The organism is Hymenobacter sp. APR13 (assembly GCF_000737515.1).
Classification (GTDB): domain Bacteria; phylum Bacteroidota; class Bacteroidia; order Cytophagales; family Hymenobacteraceae; genus Hymenobacter.
In genome coordinates, this window is record NZ_CP006587.1 from 3,972,445 (window position 1) to 3,997,242 (window position 24,798).

Annotated in this window: 25 protein-coding genes; 9 read left to right on the forward strand and 16 right to left on the reverse strand. The window is 60.8% G+C overall.

The genetic code is table 11. The features are described from left to right. Nucleotides 1-33 precede the first annotated feature (33 nt). On the reverse strand, nucleotides 34-1,317 hold the full coding sequence (locus tag N008_RS16520) for a hypothetical protein (protein WP_044017510.1): 1,284 nt from the start codon (nucleotides 1,315-1,317) through the stop codon (nucleotides 34-36). 236 nt (nucleotides 1,318-1,553) lie between these two features. On the opposite strand from N008_RS16520, the gene N008_RS16525 reads away from it, so the two are divergent. Next, nucleotides 1,554-2,792 carry an ABC transporter permease gene (locus N008_RS16525; protein ID WP_044017511.1) on the forward strand — a complete coding sequence of 413 codons (1,239 nt, stop codon included), beginning with the start codon at nucleotides 1,554-1,556 and terminating at the stop codon, nucleotides 2,790-2,792. 188 nt (nucleotides 2,793-2,980) lie between these two features. Here N008_RS16525 and N008_RS23255 read toward each other — a convergent pair whose 3' ends face one another. Then, nucleotides 2,981-3,208 carry a hypothetical protein gene (locus N008_RS23255; RefSeq protein WP_156109357.1) on the reverse strand — a complete coding sequence of 76 codons (228 nt, stop codon included), beginning with the start codon at nucleotides 3,206-3,208 and terminating at the stop codon, nucleotides 2,981-2,983. 945 nt (nucleotides 3,209-4,153) lie between these two features. Between N008_RS23255 and N008_RS23260 the strand changes: the two genes are divergently transcribed. Then, on the forward strand, nucleotides 4,154-4,696 hold the full coding sequence (locus tag N008_RS23260) for a hypothetical protein (protein WP_156109358.1): 543 nt from the start codon (nucleotides 4,154-4,156) through the stop codon (nucleotides 4,694-4,696). 121 nt (nucleotides 4,697-4,817) lie between these two features. Here N008_RS23260 and mtaB read toward each other — a convergent pair whose 3' ends face one another. The 3 genes from mtaB to N008_RS16550 form a co-directional block, all read right to left on the reverse strand. Next, a complete protein-coding gene (mtaB, locus tag N008_RS16540; protein WP_044017514.1) occupies nucleotides 4,818-6,164 on the reverse strand; it encodes a tRNA (N(6)-L-threonylcarbamoyladenosine(37)-C(2))-methylthiotransferase MtaB in 1,347 nt (448 codons plus the stop codon). Between the two features lie 81 nt (nucleotides 6,165-6,245). Further along, nucleotides 6,246-6,602: a hypothetical protein gene (locus tag N008_RS16545; protein WP_044017515.1), complete on the reverse strand. Its 357-nt coding sequence runs from the start codon at nucleotides 6,600-6,602 to the stop codon at nucleotides 6,246-6,248. A 173-nt stretch (nucleotides 6,603-6,775) separates the two neighbouring features. Beyond that, nucleotides 6,776-8,626, reverse strand: coding sequence for an LTA synthase family protein (locus N008_RS16550; RefSeq protein ID WP_044018996.1), 1,851 nt, complete (start codon nucleotides 8,624-8,626; stop codon nucleotides 6,776-6,778). Nucleotides 8,627-9,061: 435 nt separating this feature from the next. On the opposite strand from N008_RS16550, the gene N008_RS16555 reads away from it, so the two are divergent. Next, a complete protein-coding gene (locus N008_RS16555; protein WP_044017516.1) occupies nucleotides 9,062-11,251 on the forward strand; it encodes a glutamine synthetase III in 2,190 nt (729 codons plus the stop codon). Nucleotides 11,252-11,527: 276 nt separating this feature from the next. Here the strand turns inward: N008_RS16555 and N008_RS16560 are convergent, their stop codons facing one another. The 5 genes from N008_RS16560 to N008_RS16575 form a co-directional block, all read right to left on the reverse strand. Then, nucleotides 11,528-12,865 (reverse strand): phage integrase SAM-like domain-containing protein, encoded by a 1,338-nt coding sequence (locus N008_RS16560; protein WP_044017517.1) that lies wholly within the window; start codon nucleotides 12,863-12,865, stop codon nucleotides 11,528-11,530. Nucleotides 12,866-12,877: 12 nt separating this feature from the next. After that, the gene (locus N008_RS16565; RefSeq protein WP_044017518.1) at nucleotides 12,878-13,531 is read right to left on the reverse strand and encodes a DUF4328 domain-containing protein; all 654 of its coding nucleotides are present in this window, start codon (nucleotides 13,529-13,531) and stop codon (nucleotides 12,878-12,880) included. Nucleotides 13,532-13,561: 30 nt separating this feature from the next. Further along, entirely contained in the window at nucleotides 13,562-13,951 is a 390-nt protein-coding gene (locus tag N008_RS16570; protein ID WP_044017519.1) for a hypothetical protein, read from the reverse strand. An 88-nt stretch (nucleotides 13,952-14,039) separates the two neighbouring features. Continuing rightward, nucleotides 14,040-14,207 (reverse strand): hypothetical protein, encoded by a 168-nt coding sequence (locus tag N008_RS23265; RefSeq protein WP_156109359.1) that lies wholly within the window; start codon nucleotides 14,205-14,207, stop codon nucleotides 14,040-14,042. 146 nt (nucleotides 14,208-14,353) lie between these two features. After that, a complete protein-coding gene (locus tag N008_RS16575) occupies nucleotides 14,354-15,103 on the reverse strand; it encodes a porin family protein (protein WP_044017520.1) in 750 nt (249 codons plus the stop codon). A 1,296-nt stretch (nucleotides 15,104-16,399) separates the two neighbouring features. Here N008_RS16575 and N008_RS16580 point away from each other — a divergent pair. The 4 genes from N008_RS16580 to N008_RS16600 all read left to right on the forward strand — a co-directional run bounded on the left by N008_RS16580 (nucleotide 16,400) and on the right by N008_RS16600 (nucleotide 19,248). Then, complete coding sequence (locus tag N008_RS16580; protein ID WP_044017521.1) at nucleotides 16,400-16,981, forward strand: recombinase family protein; 582 nt, start codon at nucleotides 16,400-16,402, stop codon at nucleotides 16,979-16,981. Nucleotides 16,982-17,390: 409 nt separating this feature from the next. Continuing rightward, nucleotides 17,391-18,230 (forward strand): carboxypeptidase-like regulatory domain-containing protein, encoded by an 840-nt coding sequence (locus N008_RS16590; RefSeq protein WP_197062881.1) that lies wholly within the window; start codon nucleotides 17,391-17,393, stop codon nucleotides 18,228-18,230. 195 nt (nucleotides 18,231-18,425) lie between these two features. Further along, complete coding sequence (locus N008_RS16595; RefSeq protein WP_044017524.1) at nucleotides 18,426-18,848, forward strand: hypothetical protein; 423 nt, start codon at nucleotides 18,426-18,428, stop codon at nucleotides 18,846-18,848. Between the two features lie 31 nt (nucleotides 18,849-18,879). Then, nucleotides 18,880-19,248, forward strand: a complete 369-nt coding sequence (locus N008_RS16600; protein WP_044017525.1) for a hypothetical protein — start codon at nucleotides 18,880-18,882, stop codon at nucleotides 19,246-19,248. Nucleotides 19,249-19,356: 108 nt separating this feature from the next. On the opposite strand, the gene N008_RS23270 is transcribed toward N008_RS16600, so the two are convergent. Next, on the reverse strand, nucleotides 19,357-19,737 hold the full coding sequence (locus N008_RS23270) for a hypothetical protein (RefSeq protein WP_156109360.1): 381 nt from the start codon (nucleotides 19,735-19,737) through the stop codon (nucleotides 19,357-19,359). 202 nt (nucleotides 19,738-19,939) lie between these two features. Between N008_RS23270 and N008_RS16605 the strand changes: the two genes are divergently transcribed. Continuing rightward, a complete protein-coding gene (locus N008_RS16605; RefSeq protein WP_044018997.1) occupies nucleotides 19,940-20,398 on the forward strand; it encodes a LexA family protein in 459 nt (152 codons plus the stop codon). A gap of 27 nt (nucleotides 20,399-20,425) precedes the next feature. Further along, nucleotides 20,426-21,724, forward strand: a complete 1,299-nt coding sequence (locus N008_RS16610; protein ID WP_044017526.1) for a Y-family DNA polymerase — start codon at nucleotides 20,426-20,428, stop codon at nucleotides 21,722-21,724. A gap of 309 nt (nucleotides 21,725-22,033) precedes the next feature. Here the strand turns inward: N008_RS16610 and N008_RS16615 are convergent, their stop codons facing one another. The 5 genes from N008_RS16615 to N008_RS16635 form a co-directional block, all read right to left on the reverse strand. Next, entirely contained in the window at nucleotides 22,034-22,345 is a 312-nt protein-coding gene (locus tag N008_RS16615) for a hypothetical protein (protein WP_156109361.1), read from the reverse strand. A gap of 82 nt (nucleotides 22,346-22,427) precedes the next feature. Then, complete coding sequence (locus N008_RS16620) at nucleotides 22,428-22,868, reverse strand: hypothetical protein (RefSeq protein ID WP_156109362.1); 441 nt, start codon at nucleotides 22,866-22,868, stop codon at nucleotides 22,428-22,430. Between the two features lie 199 nt (nucleotides 22,869-23,067). Next, nucleotides 23,068-23,436: a hypothetical protein gene (locus tag N008_RS16625; protein ID WP_044017529.1), complete on the reverse strand. Its 369-nt coding sequence runs from the start codon at nucleotides 23,434-23,436 to the stop codon at nucleotides 23,068-23,070. Between the two features lie 304 nt (nucleotides 23,437-23,740). Further along, nucleotides 23,741-24,094: a hypothetical protein gene (locus tag N008_RS16630; protein WP_044017530.1), complete on the reverse strand. Its 354-nt coding sequence runs from the start codon at nucleotides 24,092-24,094 to the stop codon at nucleotides 23,741-23,743. Between the two features lie 97 nt (nucleotides 24,095-24,191). Then, entirely contained in the window at nucleotides 24,192-24,704 is a 513-nt protein-coding gene (locus N008_RS16635) for a hypothetical protein (RefSeq protein ID WP_044017531.1), read from the reverse strand. Nucleotides 24,705-24,798 lie beyond the last annotated feature (94 nt).

Sequence of the window (24,798 nt, forward strand, 5' to 3'; positions counted from 1 at the left end):
CGGGCCTTTCTTATGGCTTGAAAACCGACTAACTCAGGTTTTCTGCTTCTTCTTTTTGGCGGCCGGAAACAGCACGTTGTTGAGGATGAGGCGGTAGCCGGGCGAGTTGGGGTGCAGGGCCAGGTCGGTGGGTTCTTCTTCTACCAGGTGCTGGTAGTCTTCGGGGTCGTGGCCGCCATAGAAGGTCCAAGTGCCTTTGCCCAGCGTGCCATGCATGTAGCGGATTTCGCCCGAGGCCTTGTTGTCGCCCATCACTACCACGTCGGGCTTCACCAGCTGCTTGCGGAAGGCCGTGGTCTGACCCATGAAGCCCTTGATGGTCTTCTCGTGGTCCTGGGTGAGCATGGTGGGCACCGGATCGTACTTGGCCGAGAACGTGAACAGCTGGAAGTAGTCGTTGTCTTCGTAGACGCCGCGCTCCTGGGGCTGCATGTCGATGTTGCTGTACTCGTACTGGTACGGGTCGCGCACCAGCTGGAAGTTCTGGAAGGCCAGCGTGCGGTTGAAGTTGAGCTTGCTCTGCGCGGCGGGGTCGGCGGCGTCGCCGTCGTACATGTTTTCCACCATGTCCACGCCCAGGCCGGCCAGCGCAATGTCGTAGGTGTCGGTGGCCGAGCACATGGCAAACTGGAAGCCGCCGCCGGCAATAAACTCCTGCATCTTCACCACCACCGCGCCCTTCATCTGGCTGACTTTGGCAAAGCCGTGCCGCTTGGCCGTGGCCTCCGACTCGCGCTGCTGCTGCTGGTACCAGGGTCGGTTGCGGTACTGGGCGAAGAACTTGCCGTACTCGCCCGTGAAATCCTCGTGGTGCAGGTGCAGCCAGTCGTACTTGGGCAGCTTGCCGTCGAGCACGTCGTCGTCGTAGATCTGGTCGTAGGGAATTTCGGCGTAGCCCAGCACCAGCGTCACGGCGTCGTCCCAGGGCTGCTTACCTTTGGGCGTGTACACCGCAATTTTGGGCACCTTCTCCAGCTTCATGATGTCCATGTTGGCGTTGGGGTCGGCTATTTCGGAGAGGATGCCATTGTACTGGGCGCCGGAAATCACCTGGTACGTGACGCCGCGCACGGCCAGCTCGTTTTCCACGCCGGGCGCCACCTCGCAGGCAAACGAGCCGCCGCGGTAGTTGAGCAGCCAGTCGACCTCAATCTGCTTGCCGAGCAGCCAGTAGGCAATACCGTAGGCCTTGAGGTGCTCTTTCTGGGTGTTGTCCATCGGGATGAGCACCTGGTTGGCCCAGGCCGCGCCCGGCCCGGCCAGCAGGCACAGCAGCACCAGCAGCGTAGCCCAGAATCGTTGTTTGCTGTGTATCATAGCCAAAGAAAATAAAGCCGTCCGGCCGCGTTCAACCACCGCTCAAGGTACTCAACATTGGCGGTACCCGCGCAAAACCGCGGCCACCCACCCGGCAACGGGCGCGCCAGTCAGAACGGGGCCGCCGTGGTTCCGGTTCCGCGCCGGGCGGCCGGTTTTGGCGTTGCCGCCGGCCCGGAAAAGAGCCACGGCAAAACCCGCCGCAAATGCGTAGATTGGCCGGAATTTGACGATGTATGGATCTGCTGGAAAACATTCGGGAAGCGTTTCGCTCCATTAAGAGCAACCTGCTGCGTACCGTCCTCACGGCCCTGATCGTGAGCATCGGCATCATGGCGCTGGTGGGCATTCTCACGGCCATCGACGCCATGAAGTATTCCCTGAACCAGACGTTTGCCAGCCTGGGCGCCAACTCCTTCGAAATGAAGGCCAAAGGCTACACCAACCGTTTCCGGCGGGGTGGGGTGCAGGGCAAAGTGTATCCGCCCATCAGTTTGCTGCAGGCCAAAAAATACAAGGAGGCCCTCAGCGACGAAGCGCAGGTAGGAGTTTCGGCCTTTATCTCGGGCGCTACCGAGGTGAAGGGCAACGGCGAAAAAACCAACCCCAACATTCAGGTGGTAGCCGGCGACGAAAATTACCTGCAGATTCAGAGCTACACGCTGGGCACGGGCCGCACCTTCTCGTCGCTGGAACTCGACAACGGCACCAACGTAGCCATCATCGGCTCCGAGGTGAAAGACAAGCTCTACCCTTCAGAAAGCGGCCTCAATAAGTACGTGTACCTGCTGGGGCGGCGCTTTCAGATAGTGGGTGTGCTGGAGAAAAGCGGCAGCAGCGGCCAGGGCGGCGGCGCCGACCGCATGGTGCTGATACCGCTGGAAACCGGCAACCAACTGCCCCGGCAGCGCGCCCTCACCTACGACGTGAAAACCGCCACCACCCGCCCCGAAGAACTCAACTACCTCACCGGCCAGGCCACCGGCACCATGCGCTCTGTGCGCCACGACGCGCTGGGCCAGGAAGACAGCTTCGAGGTAGAGCGCTCCGACTCCATGGCCGCCAAGCTCGATGAGCTGAGCGGCGGCCTGAAAGTGGGCGGCTTTCTGGTGGGCTTCATCACGCTGCTCGGGGCCAGTATTGCCCTCATGAACATCATGATGGTGTCGGTGACTGAGCGCACCCGCGAAATCGGAATCCGGAAGGCGCTGGGCGCTACGGCCCGCCAGATCCGCCAGCAGTTCCTCATCGAGGCCATTGTGATTTGCGTGATGGGCGGGGTGCTGGGCATCGTGCTAGGCGTGGGCGGCGGCAACCTGCTCACGCTATTCATGGAGCAGGGCGCCTTCATTGTGCCGTGGCTCTGGATGTCGCTGGGCCTCGTTATCTGCATTACTGTGGGCCTAGCTTCGGGCTACTATCCGGCCAGCAAAGCCGCCGCCCTCGACCCCATCGAGAGCCTGCGCTACGAGTAGGGTTGGGGCGCCCGGCGGTGCCGATGCCAGTGCCGGCCCGTTGGCCGCTGCGCCCGGCCGCCGCTGTGAGAGCAGCGCATACCAGCTCCGCCCCGCTGGCCGTCACCTGCTGCTAGCTGCCGTCGCTATCCGTTGGCACTGTCTTTCGTCATCAGCTGCGGCCTCTATCCGCCGCCAGTGCACCGTCATCAACGCCGCCAGTGTACCGCGTTTTCCTGCTGGCTGAAGCTACCGTTTCGTTCGTAGCGCAACCAGGCCGCCGGCTGCAGCTGCTCTGCCCCCGGGCTTGGGAAGCCGCTGATTTGGCTGTTGCCGCCGAGGCGCCCGGGGAAGCTGACCGGCCCGCCGGCGACGTTGGCCACCACCTGAAGGAAGCGCTGGGAATTCCGGCCGCCGGGTTGCTCGCCAACAGCCATGAGCCGGGGCAGGAGCCAGGAATAAAGGCAGCGCATCAGACGGCCATTTACAGGCAGCAGCCGTCGGCCGCGCGGGTAGGGGCGGGGGAGCAGGCAGCAGGAGGCCCGGCGTTCGGCTTGGAGTATATGCCCTGAGGGCCGCATGACCTCATGCAGGGTATGTGGCGCATCAGGTCCGAAGCGAAGCATGCCGTTCTGTGTAGCAGCAGCAGCAAAAAACCTATTGCAAACACACACTGGGTGGCTGTTGGACAGCTCCTGCGGCGGCAGGAGCTGTGCGTACACCGCCTGCCGCCGCGTGCTCGTAGTTGCCCGGCTGGCAGGCCGAGGTATTTCCCGGGATGCGTAGCGCCCGTACACGGCCAGTCGGTCGAAGCCACGCAGCTTATGGTCGCAGTCCGTAGGCGGGCTGCAGCGTGTCAGGCACAGAGCCGTGAGAAAATAAGCCGGTGGCAACACGCGGGCGGCTATGCTTCCGCACAGGCGCTCGGCCGGCCCCGGCGCCCACGGCCGGCGGGGCCGCCGGAGTTGCCGCCGCAAGGCGCGGCTTCCGGGCTGCTGACCCAGGGCGGCCCCGCCGGTTTTGCGCCCGCTATGTTCCCAGCTCGAAGAATTTTTTCGTTGCTCATCAACTCCTGCGTGCGGCAGGGGGCGGCGGGGCGGAGCCGGGAATTAGGCTTGCATTTGCCGGTGTTTTATATACATTTGTGTATAAAATCATTTGGGTATATGGCAGAACAGGAAACAGTCGGGCAAAGATTTACACAGCTTATTGCTCATTTGGGCATAAGCAAGAATGCTTTTGCCAATTCGCTTGACAAGACGGCCACCGTCATTCAACATCTTGTGGAAGAGCGAAATAAGCCAGGATTTGACCTTTTGTGTAAAGTCTTTGATGTATATCCAAATGTGTCAAAAGACTGGCTTCTTCAGGGTGTTGGCTCCATGCTGATAACAGACAGTCCGGCACCTGCCGCACCACTACCAGCCGCCGCCGCTGCCCCCGGCGCCACTGATACTCCTAGCCCGGCTGTCCAGCCACCGGCCCCCTCTGCCCCCGAAATTGCAGTGGCCGCAGTGGCCACAGCCGCGCCCGTGGCCGCTGCTCCGGCACCCGCGCCAGCAGCAGCAGCAGCAGCTACTCCGGCTCCCACGCTCGTTTGGGAGTCTGTGCCGGCTGTTGCGCCAGTTGCAGCCCCTGCACCTGTTTCGGTGCCAGCCCCGGCCGCTGAACTGCCCGCAGCGGAAGTGCCGGTGACACCGGGGCCGGCTGCCGCACCGGTTGCCGCGGTAGTAGCCTCAGTGCCGCCCGTCGCAGCAGCTGTGGCACCGGCGCCGGCAGCTGCTCCCGAGGCGGCGTGGCAGTCGGCTCTCTACACGCAGCAGATGGCACACCAACTGGCTATGGCCGAGCTGCGCAACCAGCACCTGCAGGACCAGCAGCGCCTCATGCAGCAGATGCTGGATTTGATGCAGCGCCGCATGTAGCATCGGCTTGCTTACCAGTAACGCGAAGTTCCACTTCGCGGAGCGTTAAAACCGTCGCCGAAGGACCCATCGTCCAACGGCACGCACGCCCCGCGAAGTGGAACTTCGCGTTACAGTAGTGTTAGTGCTGGAATACTTCGATGCCCAGCTCTTCGGCTTCCATCAGGTTCTGGGGCGTCACGGCGGTGAGGCGCAGGCGCTTCAGCTCGCCCACCAGCAGCGGGTCGTATTTGGCCGTTACGCGGATGTAGTTGGGCGTGAAGCCTTCCATCTGGCCGTTGGTTACGTCGTCCTCGAACAGCACGGCCGTTTCCAGGCCTACATGCTGCTCGTAGAAGTGGCGCTTTTTCTTCTCTGAAAGGCCCCGCAGCTGGGTGGTGCGCTCGTGGCGGTGGCGGTCCTGCACGCGGCCGGGCAGGGTGGGAGCCAGCGTGTTTTCGCGCTCCGAGTACGGAAACACGTGCAGGTAGCTTACGTCCAGCTCGTTCAGGAACTGGTAGGTTTCCAGAAAATCAGCCTCCGTTTCGCCGGGAAATCCCACAATGACGTCGACGCCGATGCAGGCGTGCGGCATCACCTCCTTGATCAGCCGCACCCGCTCCACGTACAGCTCGCGGCGGTAGCGGCGGCGCATCAGCCCCAGAATCTTGTTGGAGCCCGACTGCAGCGGAATATGGAAGTGCGGCATAAACCGCTTCGACTGCGCCACAAACCGGATGATTTCGTCGGACAGCAGATTCGGCTCGCAGCTACTGATGCGGAACCGCTCGATGCCTTCGACCTCATCCAGCGCCTGCACCAGGTCGAAGAAGTTCTCCTGCCGCTCCCGCTCGGGGCCCTGCAGCCCGAAGTCGCCGAGGTTGACGCCCGTCAGCACGATTTCCTTGACGCCGGTTTCGGCCAGCTTCTGCACGCGCTCCACCACGCTCTGCACCGAGCCCGAGCGGCTGGCACCGCGCGCCAGCGGAATGGTGCAGAACGAGCACGAGTAGTCGCAGCCGTCCTGCACCTTCAGGAAGGTGCGGGTCCGGTCGCCGTAGGAGTGGGCCGCGTGAAACTCGGTGGCTTCGGAAATAGGCGAGGCGAACACCCGGCCCGGCTCACCAATGGCCGGCTTCTGGAAGCCCGCCAGCGTTTCTACCAGCTGAAACTTCTCGGCGGCGCCCAGTACGGCGTGCACGCCGGGAATCTCCGCAATTTCCTGGGGCTTGAGCTGGGCGTAGCAGCCCACAATGGCCACGAAGGCATCGGGGTTGTGCTTGAGGGCCTCCTTCACCACCTTCCGGCACTTGCGGTCGGCGTGGTCCGTGACCGAGCAGGTGTTGATGACGTAGATGTCGGCCGCGTCCTCGAAGGCCGCTTTCACGAAGCCGTGCTCCTCAAACTGCCGACCAATGGCGGAAGTCTCGGAGAAGTTGAGCTTGCAGCCCAGCGTGTAAAAGGCAACTTTTCTGGTTTCCATTTCCATAAACAAGGCGGCAAAGATACGGCGGAAGTTGCGGGTTTGCGGTACCGGGTGAGCTACAACCCGCCGGAAGGCCGGCAGGTTTCACAGCCGGGCCTCCACGGCGGCCATCAGGGCGGGCAGATCCAGCGGGCGGAGCTGCTCGGCCGTGAGCAGCGGCTGCCAGGCCTCGGTGGCTAATTGCCGCCGGAAGATGGCCGGCAGCGCCTGGTCCGTCAGCTCCAGGTACTGCTGGCGCAGCTCGTCGCGGTGCAGGAACTGGGCCTGGGCCGGCAGCCGCTCCAGAAACGCCCGCCACTCCGGGTACATCGTGCGCGCCCCATACGTGACGGCGCACAGCGAGCAGGGGTAGGTGGCCGGCGAAAAGGTCTTGTGCAGCGTGTCGAGCACCCCATTCAGCCAGCCGGCATTGGCATTGTATACAAAGAGCAGCTCGGGCATACAGATAGTGAGTTGTTGGTTGGTCGTTGTCAGTCCGATACGCTGAACGGATAAGCTTCATGGTTGCCGAAGCTGCAGGTTAGCTATGGTTGGTCGGCAGTGGAATGTCAGCTTGTAAGTTGGTAGATTATCAAATACCTGACAACTGACAACCAACAACTACCAGCTCATCATCACTTCCCCAGATAATCGGCAAACGACAGCTGCTCATAAGCCTGGCCCTGCTGCACCTGCCGCTGCGTGGCGCCGCGGCTGCGGATGACCGGCTGCCGCGCCACGTTGTCGTAGGCCAGGAAGCCGGCGGGCGTGATGAAGCCGAAACCATCGGTGTAGCAGTAGAAAGCCGACGGCTCGTGCACGGGGCGCAGCAGGTTGCGGCTCCAGTGGTAGTCGGTAGTGGGCAGCTGCAACTGGGCCAGCAGGGTGGCGGCCACGTCGGTTTGGGAGCCCAGGTCGGCGCGCACCTGGCCGCGCACTTCGGGGCGCAGCGCGCCGCCGGCCAGCACCAGCGGAATCCGGAACTTGGCCGGCTCCTCGGACACGCTGCGGCCGGGCAGCGTGTGGCCGTGGTCGGCCACGAGCACCAGCAGGGTGTTGTCGTACCAGGGCTGCTGGCGGGCGGCCTGCAGGAAGCGGCCCAGCGCCCAGTCGGTGTAGTAGACCGAGTTGCGGAACAGCGCCGTTTCGGTGGTGCCTTTGAACTTGGGCGCAATGGGAATCTCAAACGGCTCGTGGCTGCTGAGCGTGAAGGCCGTCACGAAGAACGGCTGCGCCTGGGTGCGCAGATCGGCCAGCACCTTATCGAACAGCACGTGGTCGTGGGCGCCCCACTTCGAGTTCTGCTGGCTGCGCGGGAAGTTTTCGCGCTCCGTGAGGCGGTCGTAGCCGGCGGCGCGCAGGTAGCTTTTCATGTTGGCAAAGGCCAGCTCGCCCCCATAATAATAGTGGGAGCTATAGCCCACCCGGCCTAGCGCCTGGCGCAGGTGGGGCAGCTTCTCGGTTTTGCGCGGCGACTTGATGATGCCGCCCGAGGTAGGCTGGCTGGGGTAGCCGGAGAGTAGTGCAACCAGCCCCTTCTGGCTCCGGTCGCCGGCCGCGTAGATGTTGTTGAACAGCACCCCGGTGCGGGCTAGGCTGTCGAGGTTGGGCGTCACGCCGGCTTCGCCGCCGGTGCCGGCCACCAGCTTCCCCGTGAAGCTCTCCAGGATGATGAACACGACGTTGGGCCGGGCGGTGCGCAGCAGGCGCACGGTATCGGGGGCGGTGTAGGTGTAGAGCGGGCGCACCAGCCGTTGGGCCGTGCTGTCGGGCAGGAAACGGTAGCGGGCCGGGTCGGCTTCCTGCTGCGTCAGCGAGTTGACCACGTTCCAGGGCAGGTTGACGGCGGCGTGGTTGGCGAAGGGCTGGCGGGCAAAATACACGTCGCTCTGGTTGACCGGTATCTGCTGCACGCCGCCGCGCAACGGCACCACCAGCAGTGCCGCGTACAGCACGCACACCAGCGCCGCCCGCCCGCGCCCGAAGCCGGCCGGCAGCGCCGGCAGCCTACCCACCACCAGTCGGTAGAGTCCCCAGCCCATCAGCAGCACCCCCGCAAATAGGCCCAGCAGCAGCAGCAGCGGCGCGTTGCCGGCCGAAGCCGCCATTTCGGCCGGCGAGTTCAGGTATTGCAGGGGCGTGGCATCGAGGCGGAAGCCCCAGGTGCGGTACAGCTCCAGGTCGGCAACGGTCAGGAAGGCCACCACCACGCCCATCACGGCGGTATAGAAGCGCAGCAGCCGGTTGGTGGGCAGGCGCCGGCCCAGCAGGCTGCCCAGCAGCACCAGCCCAAACGGCACCACGCTCAGGTAGGCCGCCGCCGAGGCGTCCAGCCGCAGCCCGTAGCCGAACGTGCCCGCCACCGTACCGGCTGGCAGCTTGGCCGTCTGGCTGGCCTGGTAGAGCAGAAACAGCGCCCGGGTGCCGCAGAAGAAGAGCAGCCAGAACAGAAAGTAGCGCAACTGAAACGCAAAGCGGTTTTTCACGCCCCAAAGGTAGCGCCTGCGCCGCATGCCCGCCGCAACGTGTCAGGCTCAAGGGCAAATTCACCCAAAACTGCTTCCCTGAACCTGGCAAGGTGAATGGGGCGGCCTCAGCAATGTTATAGGTCGCGGATGCGCGCCGTCTGAGTGAAGCCGCCCTTGTGAACTATCCACGCTGCAAACTCATAGTAATAACAACAGCTGTATAGTGAGTACTTACCGTACAAAGGCGTGACTAACCGCTGATAGGGGAGTGGCAGGCTAGCGGAAGTAAATTTTTAAAATATATGTCTGTGCGAAGGGGGTGTTGCTGTAATTTGGAGTGTTTTTGAAAATAAAGCCCCTTAATTTTAGGGTGGGTTTGGAAAAAAGTCTGCAATCCGTAACCTTTGTATCACCAAACTGATTTACACCAAACAATTCCCGCTCACCACTTTCATGGCAATTCTTCGCTTTAAAGCACTTGAACTGGTTGATCAGCGTCAGCCGCTAACGGTAGAAAGCAGTGGCGAGCGTCGCTCCGACAGCTTCGGCAAGAACGTCTTCAACCTGGACGCCATGCGGGCCACCATGCCCGGCGAGTATTTCAAGAAGCTGCAAAGCGCCATCAAACTGGGCAGCCCGGTAGAGCGCAGCGTGGCCGACGCCGTGGCTTCGGCCATGAAAACCTGGGCCATGGCCAAGGGTGCTACCCACTACACGCACTGGTTCCAGCCCCTGACCGGCGCCACCGCCGAAAAGCACGACTCCTTCTTCGACCTGAACTCCGACGGCCGGCCGATTGAGAACTTCAAGGGCTCGGCGCTGGTGCAGCAGGAGCCCGATGCCTCGTCGTTCCCGAACGGCGGCATCCGCAACACCTTCGAGGCCCGCGGCTACACCGCCTGGGACCCCACTTCGCCCGCTTTCATCATTGAAACCGCCGGCGCCAAAACCCTGTGCATTCCTACCATCTTCGTCGCTTACACCGGCGAGGCGCTTGACTACAAAGCCCCGCTGCTGAAGTCGCTGGCCCGCCTGGAGAAGGCTGCCGTGGATGTGTGCCAGTACTTTGACAAGGACGTAAACCGCGTGCACACCACGCTGGGCATCGAGCAGGAGTACTTCCTCGTCGACCGTGCCCTCTACAACGCCCGCCCCGACTTGGTAATGACCGGCCGCACCCTGTTCGGCCACTCGCCGGCCAAAGGCCAGCAGCTGGAAGACCACTACTTCGGCTCGATTCCGGCCCGCGTGCACGCCTACATGCTGGAGTACGAAGAGGAAGCCAACAAGCTGGGCATTCCGCTGCGCACCCGCCACAACGAAGTAGCCCCGCACCAGTTCGAGTGCGCGCCGACCTTCGAGGACGCCAACCTGGCCGTCGACCACAACCAGCTGCTCATGGACATCATGGAGCGCGTGGCCGACAAGCACAACTTCAAGGTGCTGCTGCACGAGAAGCCTTTCGCAGGCGTCAACGGCTCGGGCAAGCACAACAACTGGGCGATGAGCACCGATACCGGCGTGAACCTGCTGGCTCCCGGTCGTCGTCCGAAAGAGAACCTGCAGTTCCTGGCGTTCTTCATCACCACCATCAAAGCGGTGCACCGCTACGCCGACCTGCTGCGCGCCAGCATCGCCTCGGCCAGCAACGACCACCGCCTCGGCGCCAACGAAGCCCCGCCGGCCATCATGTCGGTGTTCGTGGGTTCGATGCTGGACTCGGTGCTGGACGAGCTGGAGCGTACCGCCAAAGTGCCCCTCGACAAAGGCGACAACATCTACCTCAAGCTCGGCATCGACAAGATTCCGGCCATCCTGCTCGACAACACCGACCGTAACCGTACCTCGCCGTTCGCCTTCACCGGCAACAAGTTCGAGTTCCGCGCCGTGGGTTCGTCGGCCAATTGCTCGTCGGCCATGACCACGCTCAACGCCATTGTAGCGGAGCAGCTCATCGACTTCAAAACGTCGGTGGATGCGCTGATTGAGCAGGGCAAGAAAAAGGAAGTGGCCATCGTGGAAGTGCTGCGCGAGTACGTTATCAGCTCGAAAAGCATCCGCTTCGAAGGCAACGGCTACTCCGACGAGTGGAAAGACGAAGCCGCCAATCGTGGCCTGTCGAACGTGCCGACCACGCCTCAGGCCCTCGACGCCATGGTGGAGAAGGAAGCCTCGGACCTGTTCGAGCGCCACAACATCTTCTCTTCGGTGGAGCTGCACGCCCGCCACGAGATTCTGCTGGAAGACTACATCAAGAAAATTCAGATCGAAAGCCGCGTGATGGGTGACCTCGCCGTCAACCATATCATCCCGACGGCCGTAGCCTACCAGACCAAGCTCATCAGCAACGTTCGCGGCCTGCGCGAGCTGGGCCTCGACGATGAGAACTCGCAGGTGACGGCAGACACCATCAAAGCTATTTCGCGCCACATCTTCACCATCAAAACCCAGGTGGAAGAGATGGTAAACGGCCGCAAAGTAGCTAACAAAATTGACGACACCCGCGAACGGGCCATTGCCTACTGCGACACCGTCAAAGCACATTTCGACACCATCCGCCGCTCCGTCGACAAGCTGGAGCTGATGGTGGCCGATGAGGACTGGCCGCTGGTGAAGTACCGCGAACTTTTGTTCCGGCACTAAGCCCAGCGTTCAGAATCGGGCCGGAGTTGGGTGGGAATTTTCTCCGTGCCACGATTTCAGAAAAGCCGTTCCGGGTGGGGCGGCCTTTTTTGTGTCCGTATAGTTGGGTGCATGGCAAAAACAGCCTGATCGTACAGATCAGGCCGTTTTTGTTTTGGCAGTCAGGCAGCAGTAGGCAGCAGTATGTAGGTGTTTGCCACTAAAATTGCCACTAGTTTCAGCGGAAAATCTGCCACTAAACCTGCCACTACATTTGCCACTAAACCTTCCACTGGCTTAGGTGGTCAGCCGGGCCGTGCGGCGGTAGCTGGCCACCAGCTCCTGCTCGTTGGTGCCCAGGTAGCGCAGGAAGCTTTTCTCGGTCTGGTGGCCGGTGGCCAGCATCACCTGGCTGCGGAGCACGCCCTGGTAGATGCGCGTGGTGACAAAGGTTTTGCGGCCGATGCGCGAGGTGACGTGCAGGCGCGTGATGCCGGCCAACTGCGCCAGGTGCGGCAGGTAGCTGTCCAGATCGTAGGTAGTGGGCAGGCAGGTGGCCAGGCCCTGGCCGGCGTAGCGGCCCACCAGCTCCACGGGCTTGAGCACCTCGTCGTCGAGAGGGGGGATGTAGCAGAGGATGCCGGTTTTGCCGGCCTCGATCTTGAGCAAGTCGCCCTGGATGTGCTCGGGGGCCAGGCGCTCGGCGTCGGAGATGCGCAGGCCGGTGTAAGCGCAGAGCAGGAACTTGTCGCGGGCGTGCTCCAGGCGCTGCTGGTGGTCCTGCAGGGTGAGGCTGCGGCGGCCGCCGGTGGTGCGCGCGTGCAGCGGGAAGCTCTGCTGCAGCAGCCTGGTGACGGCCGGCGTGCGCAACTCCACCTCGGCCCAGCGGCGCAGCTCGGCGGCCGTCAGGAAATCGGCGCCCACGTAGGTTTCCCGCGCCTTCCAGTCGTGGAATTTGGCCGTGGTGGGCAGCTCGCGGCTCTCGCACCAGTAGAGAAAGTTCTTGAGGCGCTTGATGTAGCCGGCGAAGGTGTTGGTGCCGTTGCCGAGCGTTTCCACCTGGTAGGTCAGGAACTGGGCGTAGAACTCGGCGTTCATGCTCTGGAAGGTGAGCGGGTAGTGCTTTTGCTCGCTGAACCTGGCCAGCTCGTCGCGCACGTGCCGGCCCTGGCGCAGGTAGCCCTGGCTGAACCGGCGGCCGGTTTTCTCCGATACCACGCTTTCCATGAAGGTGCACCACGCGTCCATGTGCTCGAGCAGGCTGGGCTGGCGGCGCACCGGCACCGGCAGCTCGGCCACGGGTATGCCCTGCGCTTCGGCCAGCAGGTGCTGGTAGCGCGTGCGGATGGCGGCCTCCATTTCCTGCTTGCTCAGGCGCTGCCAGTTGCGGCGGGCCTCCTGGTGGGCTTCCTGGCCAGCCTGCGTCCAGCGGCCCAGCACGGCGTTGATGGCCTCGGCGTAGGTGCCGGGCCTGTCTTTCACCCGGCCGGTTTTGGCGTTCCAGTCGGCCGGGCGGCAGACCTCGCCGGCGGAGAGGCGCAGGCGCTGGCTTTCCCAGCAGAAGGTGAGCTGGATGGCGGCCGTGCCCTTTTTCTTGGAGAGCTGCTGCGTGCGCAGCTGGCAGGTCACTTCCATTTAGGCACCAGCTTACTGCGGCACGAGCAGCCGCTGTTCGTACGGGGCAATCAGGCGAAGCAGAACGAGGGTGGCCACGGCGTTGCCGAAGCTGAGCAGATGGCTGAAAAGCAACATGCGGTCATACACCAGCAGCTGCTCCAGGTTGTCGGCCGCGGCGGAAGTCAGGGTGTTCGCCACGTAAGACATGATGTAGGAGCCGATGTGCAGCACCCACCAGACGCCCACCAGGTTGGCCCAGCCGGTGGCGGAGAGAGGCGGTTCTGCCGGCTGAGCATACCGGCCCGTGTAGAGCCCTATCTCATTCATGATCCGGCAGGGATACCAGAAATTGGCAATCGGGATGAGCCACCCCCACACGGCCATGCTCGGACCGTGCGAAGGCCGGGCGCCCGGTAGCCGGTGAGCGTTCTGGTAGGCCCGGTACATCCAGGCGGCCAGCGTGAGAAAGGCGAGTATGGTAGCGCCCAGCTGCAGGAGCATGGCCAGCTCACTTTGCCGGTCCTGGGCGGCGCTGGTACAGGGGGCCGGGAAGCGGCCCTGCAGGGCTTCCTGGGCCATGAGGTATTGCTGGACACAGAGCCCGATGGCGAGCAGGGCGGCGCCGGCCCGTAGCAGCTGGGCGAGTTGAGCGAAACGCGTGAACAGGCGGTTGTCAAGAAGCATGGAACAAGCGAAGGGAGAGGGAACGTATGGCTATGGCTGCTCCACTACCGGCCGGCGCAGCAGGTCGCGGGCAACGAGGAAGAAGGCCCAAATATGCAGGGCATGGCCAAGCAGTAGGAGCAGCTGCTCCACGGTCAGGGCACTGAGTTGGAGGGGAGGCAGCGTGATAAAGGAGAAGTTGAGCAGCGAGTAGAGCAAAAAGACAATCTTCACCCAGCGCTTTCCGGCGCGCACGCCCAGCCCGATGGCAACGTAGAGGCCCAGCGTGAGCACGTACACGCCCGCCACCATCCAATGCGTAAAATAGGGGCTGATTTGACCCATGGCCGCCCCTACCAGGGCGCGTAAGCCGGTCACGGCTACTAGAAGCCGGATCAGGTTCGACGCCTTCACGTCGTTTTTGCGGATGGTTACTGCCATAGCCGTTCAACTGAAGAGGAGGCAAGCACGTGGTGCGGGCGCACAGGGACGGGCATGAGCGGACGGGATAGAATAAGACCAGTCCCCGCTACCGGCGCGGGCGCTTGAGCAGGTAGCGGTGGGGCTCGCCAGAGGCGGGCATGCTTTCCCAGCCCTGGGCGGCCAGGAAGTTGAGAAAGTGGAGCAGTGACAGCGGGAACTGGGCGTCTACCTGGAAGTGCATCAGCTCGAGCAAACGCTCGACGAGCGGGAGCAAACCCGGAAGGCGGCCGAAATCCGGTAAGCCAGGTATTCAGAAATTGTACGCTAACGCCCCCGAAAAACAGCGTTTTCGGGGGCGTTAGCGTGGGTAGGAAAACGGTCTGACTAGCGACTGTTTTGAGCATAGCTGCTCATACCCTCTTAGTTCTTAGACCCGAATAAATAGGCCAGCGAGAACTGAAAGGCGTGGTTGCGGTAAGTGGGTGGTTCTTGACTGGTGCGCCCGGCCTCATACTTTGCCCCGAGGTCGCGTAGGCCCTGGCTGTAGCCAACCTGCACTTGCAGGCCACTTGCAAAGCCGTAGCCCAGGCCCCCTTGCAGGCCCACATCAAGCCCTTGGGAAACATATGGGTCATCGGCCCCATTCTTATACGTGTCGCCAGCCTCCACGTCTCCCTCATTGGACCCGCCCCTGCTGGCGCCACTGCCGTACCGGCCGCTTTGAGAGGAGTTGAACTTACCACCCAACAGAAAGCCCACGTACGGGCCGGCGAATATCTGTAGGCCCTGGCCTTCTTCCTGCAGGCTGTAGACCATATTGATGGGCACGGCCAGGTAATCGAAGCGGAACTTGTACTCTCCGTGATAGGTGTAGTTATACGGCGCGTCATAGGCATCTTCCTCGAAGGCGAAGCCTTTTTGGGAGTACAGTACTGCCGGCTGTACGGCCCAGTGCGTACCCAAGCCAAGCTGGGCCACCACGCCTACTTCTGCTCCGCTGCGTGAGGAATTGGTAACCTTCAAATAGTCGTTACCGGGATATTCGAAACGGCCAAACGATTGATTGATGCCCACTTTGGGTCCGATACGGAAGGCGGACTGGGCGTGGACAGTTGGCGCTGCTAGCCACAGCGTGCCGGCAACAAGAATGGGGAGGAAGGGTTTTTTCATAGAATGGTAATAAGGGAAGAATACATCGAGTCGGCGAAAGCTGTGCGGGGACACCTATAAGAACACGCTTATCCTTGTTCATGGTTGAAAACACGCCAAAGATGCGTTTCGCAAATCCAAAACTACGGCGTATTGCCAGAGTTAGCAAACAGGGTTTTAGGAGTGTCAGCTGAAGTTAGAAGGTATGCTGTCAGGTAGTGATAGCGCATAATCCGTGGGGCGTATCAGCCTCCCTCATGGGAGGTAAGCTGGGTGTTCAGATTAGAACTCTATTCTGAACGGTTTTGCCACCCATGTAAATGCCCCCGGAAAGCTGCGTTTCGGGGGCATTCACATGAGGTGTTCTGGTCACCTTCTATTAGTGTTCGTTCGGCAGTTATGATTACTGCCTGACCCATTCTTCGTTGCGCTCTATGAAGGCAATAACTCCGTCTGCTTTTGTCAGATATACTGCTAAGACCCGCGGCCGGGAATTACCTCCGGAATTTTCATTGACAAGGGTGAGCACGTTGGGATACAAACGCCCTGAAAATGAAATAGGGCCTATTGAGAGCCGTCTTTCCTCAACTTCGAGTATAGGAGCAGAGAAATTGTATGCACTCCATTGCAGGGTTGCGCTGAATGGTTCGTAGGGGTTTGTCGCAGCGAGTACGAAGGTATTTGTGGCCTCGGCCGGTACAGCGACCGAATCGGTGCGTACCAAGCGTACCTCGGTGTATTCACGGGTATAGTCAGGGCACGAAGGTCCATTAGTCCCTAGGCTTCCCATATCCCGGTACGTTCGGGTCGTGGGCTGTACTAGGTAGGTGCGCTCGTAGCCTGAGTTGTTGCGGAAGCGTAGTACGTCCCCGGCTATGTAAGGTGCCGCCCAAGCGCGCTGCTGTTCCGATAAGGAGAAAGATGGTACCTCATCACAGTCATTGCTGCATGCTGGTAGCAGAGTCAGTGCACTCAAGCATAGTACAGGCAGTGATGCCAACTGTCTGAGGTTAGTAGCGGAGCGAGTGAAGATCGAATGCATTGAGATTAGGATATGAATTGTACGATGAAGTATGTATTAGTAAGCACCCAATGGTCTTGACTAGTAGAGGTTAAGAGGAATGGGTAGCTAGATCCGGTGGCAAATAACGGAAAGGAGTGTACTAATGGTATACGTATCTTCATAATATAATATGTGCTTCTGCACGTCCAGAAAACGGTCGATTTCTGGACGCTTTTGCACCCGCCTTAACGGCCCCGAAAACACGGTTTTTCGGGGCCGTTTTCGTTACCCTTTTTTGGACACTACTTTTCAGCATGAAAGCTGCCATCTATGCCCGCGTGAGTACCCGCGACAAAGGCCAAGACAACGAGAACCAACTGCGCGAGCTGCGGGCCTTCGCCGAACGGCTGGGCTACACGGTATATAAAGAGTACCTCGATACCGAGTCGGGCGGCAAGGCCGAGCGGCCACAGTTTCAGCAGCTCTTTACCGATGCCCACCAGCGCCGCTTCGACGTGGTGCTGTTCTGGGCCCTGGACCGCTTCAGCCGGGAGGGCGTTATCGAAACCCTCAACCACCTGCAGCGACTCTCACACGCGGGCGTGCAGTTCAAGAGCTACTCCGAGCAGTACCTGGACTCGACCGGCATGTTCAAGGAGGCCATCATCAGCATCCTGGCCACCATTGCCAAGCAGGAGCGGGTGCGGCTGGGCGAGCGGACCAAGGCCGGACTGGCCAAAGCCGTGGCTAAGGGCAAGCAGCTGGGCCGGCCAGGAGTCGACAACGAGAAGCAGGCCCATGTGCTGCGGCTCAAGGCCACCGGCATTTCCAACCGGGCCATTGCCACTGCGCTAGGGCTCTCGCCGAGCACCGTGGCCAAATACCTGGTCGCGTAATTTCCTGTCCTTTTCGCCGGCACTGCTGGGCGTGAGTTTTGGGCTCTTGTTTCACACAATCCCAAACTAAACCCCAGTCGTATGAGAAACCTTATGTTGCTGCTTTTCGGCGGCATCGGCTTATTGCTGGCTACCGCCTGCAGCGCGCCGGCCTACGTCAAGGAGAAAGGGCCTGACCTCACCACACTCCACCAGCAAGCGCGCCATGTGCACCTCGATACAGAGGTCGCCCCAGTTGCGGCTGAGCAGGTAGGCGTCGCACAACTAGCGGCTGTGCTGGACCAACGAGGGCAGCAGGCCACGGCCAGGACGGGTAGCAGAACTAGCCGGCAGGGCTTGTATACCTTATTTTATGCTATGTATAGTAAAATTCATATTCATTATAGTGCTATTTCTAAAAATGGGATGTATGATTCATCCTGTAAAACATGGTGTTGAACGTCTAAAAGTACGGCGTCACCGAAATAGTACAAACTGTAAACCCCATTTAGAAGCTATAGAGGCAACTTTGTGCTCGATTAAGCCTTATTATCGACCTGACTTCTCCGATATAACACACCTTTACATTCTCAAGATGAAACTAAGTGCGACTCCATTTCACCCGGTAACGGGTGAACTGCTGCCGGCCTACAGGGACGCGTATTTGCGCGGCGACCTGACCAGCAGCAATACGGAACTCGTCGACGCTTTCCTCAAGTCAGACAAGCAACTGGCCGATGAAACGCTGAACCGATTCTACGAACTCAAACAAAAAGGTCACGAAGTAAAACCCGTTGGGTGGGTACAGCGCCAGTTTGAGCTGATCCGCACCGAGCCGGAGCGCTTTCGTCGTCGGGCAGCCTCGCTCGTGATGGGCAGCGCGCTGGTAAGCGGTGCTGTGTTTGCCGGCGTTAATCTGCCGAACACGCCCACTGAAGCTCTACCTGCTACTGCCGAGTTGGCCGAGGCTTCAGCCTCTGCCAGCGCATTGCGGCCCGCCACGCTGGCCGGTCGTATCCTGGACGAAAATGGTAAGCCCCTGGTGGGCGCTACCGTGTGGCTGCGCGGCACCAGCACGGGCGTAAGCACGGACGCTGATGGTAAATACTCATTGCGCATGATAGCCGGGCAACCCTCGTCGGTGCAATTTGCCTACGCCGGCTATAAGGAAGAAGAAGTGATCCGCTCCAAAGGCGGTACGGCTAACGTAACGCTGCTGCCCCGCACGGGAAAAGTGGCTACCGCCAAAAAGCGCTGGCTGTTCTTCTAAGCTAAGTATCCGGCGCGTGGCCAGCACCAGGGGGGAAGGAGAAGTTGTCCTGGTACGGGCTGCGCGCTGTGAACTGAGCCGGTAACCGGCTTCCGGGCCTCATCTGTGGGAAGATGAACCGCTAGAAGGCCGGCAAGGTAGCCCGCAGGGCTTTGTTTTTTTACGCTTACTCTCATCGCTAATTCAAGCAGCTGCATGCGCATCCCTTTTCTAAACCAACTGGTGGTGAAAAAAATCACGGGAGATGCCGTGGGGGCTTCACGCTCCAGCGCGGAAGCGCTCATCCGGGATCTGCTTCGGGAACTGCCCGAACTGGTGGCCGTAGCTGTGATGGATACGGCTTCCAGCAAGATGGTGGCCGCTTACACGGCCACAGCTAAGTTCGACCCCTACAAGCTGCCAACGCGCAGCACCGACCTGTTTCGGGGCCTGCAGCGCATGCTGGGCGCGCCTTGGTTGCAGGGCCAGCAGGTGAACGACTTGGTACTGGTGCTCGACGAGCAGTTGCACTGCCTGCGCCCGCTAAGCCAGGGCCGGCAGATATGCTACCTGGTTGTGCTGCTGGCCGACACCAATATGTCGCTGGTGCGGGACGTGCTGCGCCGGCATACTTACTGATTTTACTTTCACACTTTCTTTTTTTACCTCGATGTCAACGTTGACCCCAAACCAAGTAATCCAGAACATCCTGAAAGAACTGCCCTCGCTGGTGGCCGTAGCCGTAGTGGAAACCGAAACGGGCATGCCCCTGGCGCACCATTCCAACTTGGCTTCGTTTGACGCCGAAACGGCCGCTGCCTACAACACGGAAGTGGTGAAGCAAAAGCTCAAGGCCATTGCCGCCCTGAAGCTCAACCAAACCATCCAGGACATCCTGCTGACCCTTACCGACCAACTGCACCTGCTCAAGCTGTCGGCCGATGGCGGTAAGTTCATTTACCTGGCTGTTAACTCGGCCGATACCAACCTGGCTATGGCCCGGCAGATTGTGAAAAGCCAAGCGGCTGTGCTCAACTAAGCAGCCATCGCAACCGCCTGAAGCCGCAAAAGGGCCCGCCGATATGTATCGGCGGGCCCTTTTGCGTGTGGTGTGACGCCGGAATGGGGTCAGGCCTGGCGGCGCCCGCTACCGGTGCGGGCACTTGAGGAAGTAGCGGTTGCTCTCGTCACTGTAGGACGTGATTTTCCAGCCCTGGGCAGCCAGGAAGTGGAGCACGGCGGCCTGATCGTCAAACTCCTTGTCCTGGCTGTTTTCCTCGTATATGCTGAGCTTGGTGTTAGGGGGCACGCCCTCCACCAGGGTAAGCCGATAGGTGCCACCTAAAGCGGGGGCGGTATAAGCGACGCCGTAATGTGCGGGGGCATTGGCGGCGGCCAGCACCTCGCTTGGCGTCTGGGCCAGGGCGGTGGAGAGGGGAGCGGTTAGCAGTAGCAGGGAGAGATAAGGACGACGCGTTGTAGGAGGGGTTGGCGAATGAGTAGAATGGATGGCGGTAGCAGCGCGCAAACACTGCTCTATACTGTTGAAATAAAAGGATAGTGGCCTGGCAAGAATAGAAAAAGAACTGAGTATGCACGCAAACAGCGCCCACGCGCGCCCTCAGCGAAAGGCAGGCAGCCGACGGCGAAGTAGCTATTATTTTTAGTAAAAAGATAACTAATTATTTTAGTTGGATGTATACTTGCGCAAAACCATTCCTTTTTTCACAATGTGTCAGGTAGTTATCATTCCCGTTTTGCGCAAGCCCGCGTGGTTTCGCTTTTATGATCTTCGGGTGTCGACGAGCCTTCCTTCGCCGGCCGAGGGCCACCATAGCATGAAGCTGGATCTGAACCGGCTGCTGCTGCCGCACCCCGACGCCTCGTACCTGGTGCGGGTGATGGGCGACTCGATGACCGGCGGCGAGTCGGGCATCCGCGACGGGGCGCTGCTGGCCGTGGACTGTTTGCTCGAGCCCCGGCCGGACGACGTGGTGATTGCCGCCATCGAGGGCGAGTTCACGGTCAAGCGGCTGGTGAAGCGGCGCAGCGGCGCCTGGTTTCTGGTGCCCGACAATCCCTCGTTTCCGGAAATGGCCATCGACACGCCAGACATGTTCGACGTGTGGGGCGTGGTGACGCACGTGGTGACCGAGACCCGGCGCGGGCGGCTGAGCAACCATCTGTGAAGGGAGCTAAATGAACCTGAACTGAGCATGTACGCCCTCGTCGACTGCAACAACTTTTACGTGAGCTGCGAGCGGGCCTTCCAGCCGCGGCTGCTGGGCCGGCCCGTGGTGGTGCTCTCCAACAACGACGGCTGCGTGATTTCCCGCTCCCAGGAGGCCAGGGCACTAGGCATCGGCATGGGCGAGCCCTACTTCAAGATCCGCGAGCTGGTGCACCGCCACCAGGTGCAGGTGCGCTCGAGTAACTACGCCCTCTACGGCGATATGAGCGGGCGGGTAATGCACTACCTGGCCTCGGTGGCGCCGGAAGTGGAGGTGTACTCCATCGACGAGTGTTTTCTGGATCTGCACGGCCTGGAGCGCTACCACGGCCCGCTGGCCACGCTGGCCGCGGGCTGGCGCGAGCAGGTGCGCCGACGCACGCACATCCCCGTCTGCATCGGCATCGGGCCCACCAAGACGCTGGCCAAGCTGGCCAACCGCCTGACCAAGAAGCTGCCGACGCTGCAGGGCGTGCTGCACCTCGATACGGACGAGCGCCTGCGCTGGGCGCTCGAGCAGGTGGGGGTGGAGGACGTGTGGGGCATCGGGGGCCAGTACGCGCAGGCGCTCCACGGCCAGGGCATCCACACGGCCGCGCAGTTGGTCGGCCAGAGCCAGACTTGGGCGCGCCGGTATCTGGGCGGGGTGGTGGGTATGCGGCTGGTGCGCGAGCTGCAGGGCACGCCCTGCCAGCAGCTGGCCCTGAGCGAGGACGGCAGCCGGCGCCGCCAGAGCTTGGCCTGCACGCGTACGTTTGCCGAGCCGTTGCGCGACTTTGCCACTCTGGCGGCGGCTGTGGCCTACTTTGCCAGCAAGGCAGCTGTGAAGCTACGCCGGCAGAATTCGGCGGCGAGCGTGCTCACGGTGTTTCTGAGCAAGAGCCGCTATGGCACCGAACCGCCCCCGCACACGCGCACGGCGGTGCTCACGCTACCCATGGCCACCAGCGACACGAGCGAGCTGCTGCGCCACGCCAAGACGGCGCTACGGCGGCTCTGGGAACCGGGCGGCGTGTACCGCAAGGCGGGCGTGGTGCTTGACGGGCTGGAGACGGCCGGCCGGCAGCAACTGCTACTGTTTGAGCCTAATGAGCAGGCCGAACGCCGGGCCCGGCTCATGGCCGAATTGGACAAGCTCAACGAGCGGTTCGGGGCGGGCAAGGTGGGCTTTGCGGCGGCGCTGCCGGCGAAAGGGGAGTACGTGCTGCCCTGGGTGGGACAGCACCAGTTCCAAAGCCCGGCCTACACGACCGTGTGGGAGGATTTGCTGTGTATTCGGGCGTGAGAAAGAATACCGATTTTGCAAGCCATACTACACACATAAAAGCCATTTCACTGTTAGAAAGTCTTTTTCACGCTACATACGAGCAAGTTTGTAAACTTTTTAAGCAAGGCTGCCAGCTATGTGGTAGAGCATCATAGCATCTCTCTGCTGGGCCAGCAACTGCCAATCCTACACTACACCTGCGGCACTCTATGCTCAAATGATAGAAAGCGAAGGAGTATTAGGAGATAGATGTTTAATGAAAGCGGTACTCCCTCTCGTTAAAAGCAAAAGCATCCTTTCCGCTCTCTACAATACCAACACCTTGCCCTACGCAACCTCCGCTTCCCCAGCCACTGGCCGGCGTATCAGGTCTTTAAACAGGATGAAAGCTACCCAGGCTTGCAGTGAACTGGAAACTAGAAAAAGCGCCGTCTTGGGTGTCGACTCATTCAAAATAGGTAGCCGGAACACATAGCCGAGTACACCTACTGCAATGAAGATTACGGTTAGGGTTTTGACCCAGCGGTAATCGGTGCGTATGGCAAACCATTGAGCAGTAGTAATGACTACGGTACCGACTTGCATTGATATGTTCAAGGTGGGGCTGAAGCCAGGCGGGAGAACGGCAGGGTAGAGCATCTGCGCTAGTATAGCTAGCACGACGCTCAGCCCTAATAGATTCGACGCCTTGACGTCGTTCTTGCGAATTGTGACTGCCATATTAGTTCACTTGGTTATGTCCGCCCTTCGCTACGCCAGCATCACGGCGGCGTGTGAGCAAATCCCGGAATAGAAAAAACGCAATGCTTAGCACTAAGAGCAAGGCGAACTGGTCGCAGCCTGTTGTCCAGAAGCGCAACTCTAGCAGAGCGGAAGCGGATTTGCTGAAGTGGTAGAGGAAGAATGCCAGAAACAGCCCGTAAATTATCTTAGCCCAGGTCTTGCCGGCATAGATGCCGATGCCAAGGCCGATCATGCAGGCGAGTTCTGCCAGGCAGATAAGTACAATACCCGCAAGGGCTCCGCTGTTCATGCCCTGATGCTGGGCCATGCCAAGCGGCTGGGGGAGCATCAGGCAGAACACCGGCAAAAAATAGACGGCTATGAACACAAAATAGAGCGCAGCAGCTATCAGGTTGTAGTTGCGTAAGGATAGGGGCATAGACGACATCAGATTACTTACTCAACGGCATATCCAGCAGCCGAATGATGCGCTTCTCGTCGTGGAGCTAGGATTCCAGGCTTTCCACCTCGCGGCGAAGCGCTTCTCCCTCGAAATCAGCAACAGCATCCGGCCGTTTGGCATCAATCATCAACTCGCGCCCGCTCGCCGGGCACGCGGCCTACTGCCAAGGCCCGCTTTATTCGGGAGCCGGACCGATGCGCCGGCGTACTCGACGCTTGGGAGCAGGTGCAGGCTCTGGCGCGGCTGCTGGGGATTCCGCCGGTGGCTGCCGGGCCGGCTGCCAGAGTTGATGCAGCAGCGTCAGGCCTTCCAGTAGCAGCAGACGCTCCTCTTCCCAACTGCGGTGCGTGTGGGGCGAGGGAGCCAGCAACTCCAGCAGCTCGTCGGCCCGGTAGGGCACGTGCGGCTCCTGCGGCAGGTAGTTAAATAGAAACACGCGGGCCTGCTCCAGCACGCTGCCGCGGCCCGCATCCCCGGTGTCGGAGGCCTCGGCCAGCTGCTGGCCCAAGGTACTCAGATGAGAAGCAAGCTCGTCGGCAGTCATCGGCAAACACATACATATGTGTTTCAAATCTACTCTTTTTCCTCATTTCCATGCCGTCGAAGCAGAAATACTACACCCTGCTCTCACGGTCCTTATAGCCTATATGGTCTCAGTCCCAATCCCACGCCGCCGGCCCAAACCCGTGGCTGCATAGTCTGGCCATGCGCACAGCCATACTGCTGTCCCTAGCTCCCACTACTAAAGGAACGGGAGAGTGTCGGCCACGAAATCAACGTCACCTCCTCGCGCTAGCGCGAAGAGGCGTGGCTAGTAAGGTCGGTTGCGGGTTCTGTTCAGGGCTGTTTCAGGCAAACGGGACCAGGGCGGCCAACAGCGTATTGAGCATCTGGTGCCAGTGCGTGTACGAAAGCGTGCCGCCTGCTGAAGCCTCACGGCGGGCCGTGGCCAGCCAGGAGAGCAGCACGGCTTTGTCAGGCATAGGCCAATCGGGGCCGGAGGCGTGCTCGGGCCACTGGGCATCGGGCCATTGCTGCAAAAAGTACTCTGCCTGATCGGCGATGCGGCCGAGGCGGGCCGCGGCGTAAGGGTCGGTGTGCTGAAGGTGCCGGGCGTTGCGGTAGAGGGTGCGCAGCGACCGACTCAGCGGGAGCAAATCTTGGGTGAGCCGCTCCGGGGTGAGTTCGTCCGAGGTATTCATCGGGCCCACTTACGACAGGGAAAAACGCCCCGGATTTACCGTTTAAGCAGAAAACAGCTAAATTTTCGTGGGGGAATTATCCGCCGGAAAGTGGCGTTTACTCTTCCTTCGGGGCCGAAATCCGGCGGGGCAATTCGGCGTCATCATCGAGCAGCTCCACGCCGCTGCCGTGGTCGGGCGAGAGGCGTTTCCAGACGGCTTCCTTCAGTTCGTCGAGGCGGTGCAGGGTATCCTGCACAGAGCCGTGGCTGCGGATTTTGTCGAACAGCCCGGTCTTCTGGCCCACTTTCACCATCTGCTCCAGCACGAAGGGCAGAACCCAGCCCACCACGCTGGAGGCCAGCGCCCCGCGCAGCCCAATGCGCACCAGCAGCCGGGCCGCCATGCGCTCCAGCAGCAGTGCCCGCGCCGCCGGCAGGGCCTTATTGGTCAGGAAGTCTACGACCAGTTGCTGATTGCCCTTTTTCAGCTCTGCCCGCAGCACCTCCTGAATGGAATCGAGGGCGGAGGAGGCAGCTTTGCGGAACAAGCGGCCCGTTTGCCAGGCGGCCATGCCGGTTAGCTGGCCGGCGGTGCGCAGGAAGTGAGGAAGCAGGCTTACTTTTTTCATGTCGGAAGCAAGTACGCAAAATCAGGCGCAACCGGTGTGGAAGGAGGCAATTGCTGGTTGTCAGTTGCTGATTGTTAGTTATTCGTCGGGCTAT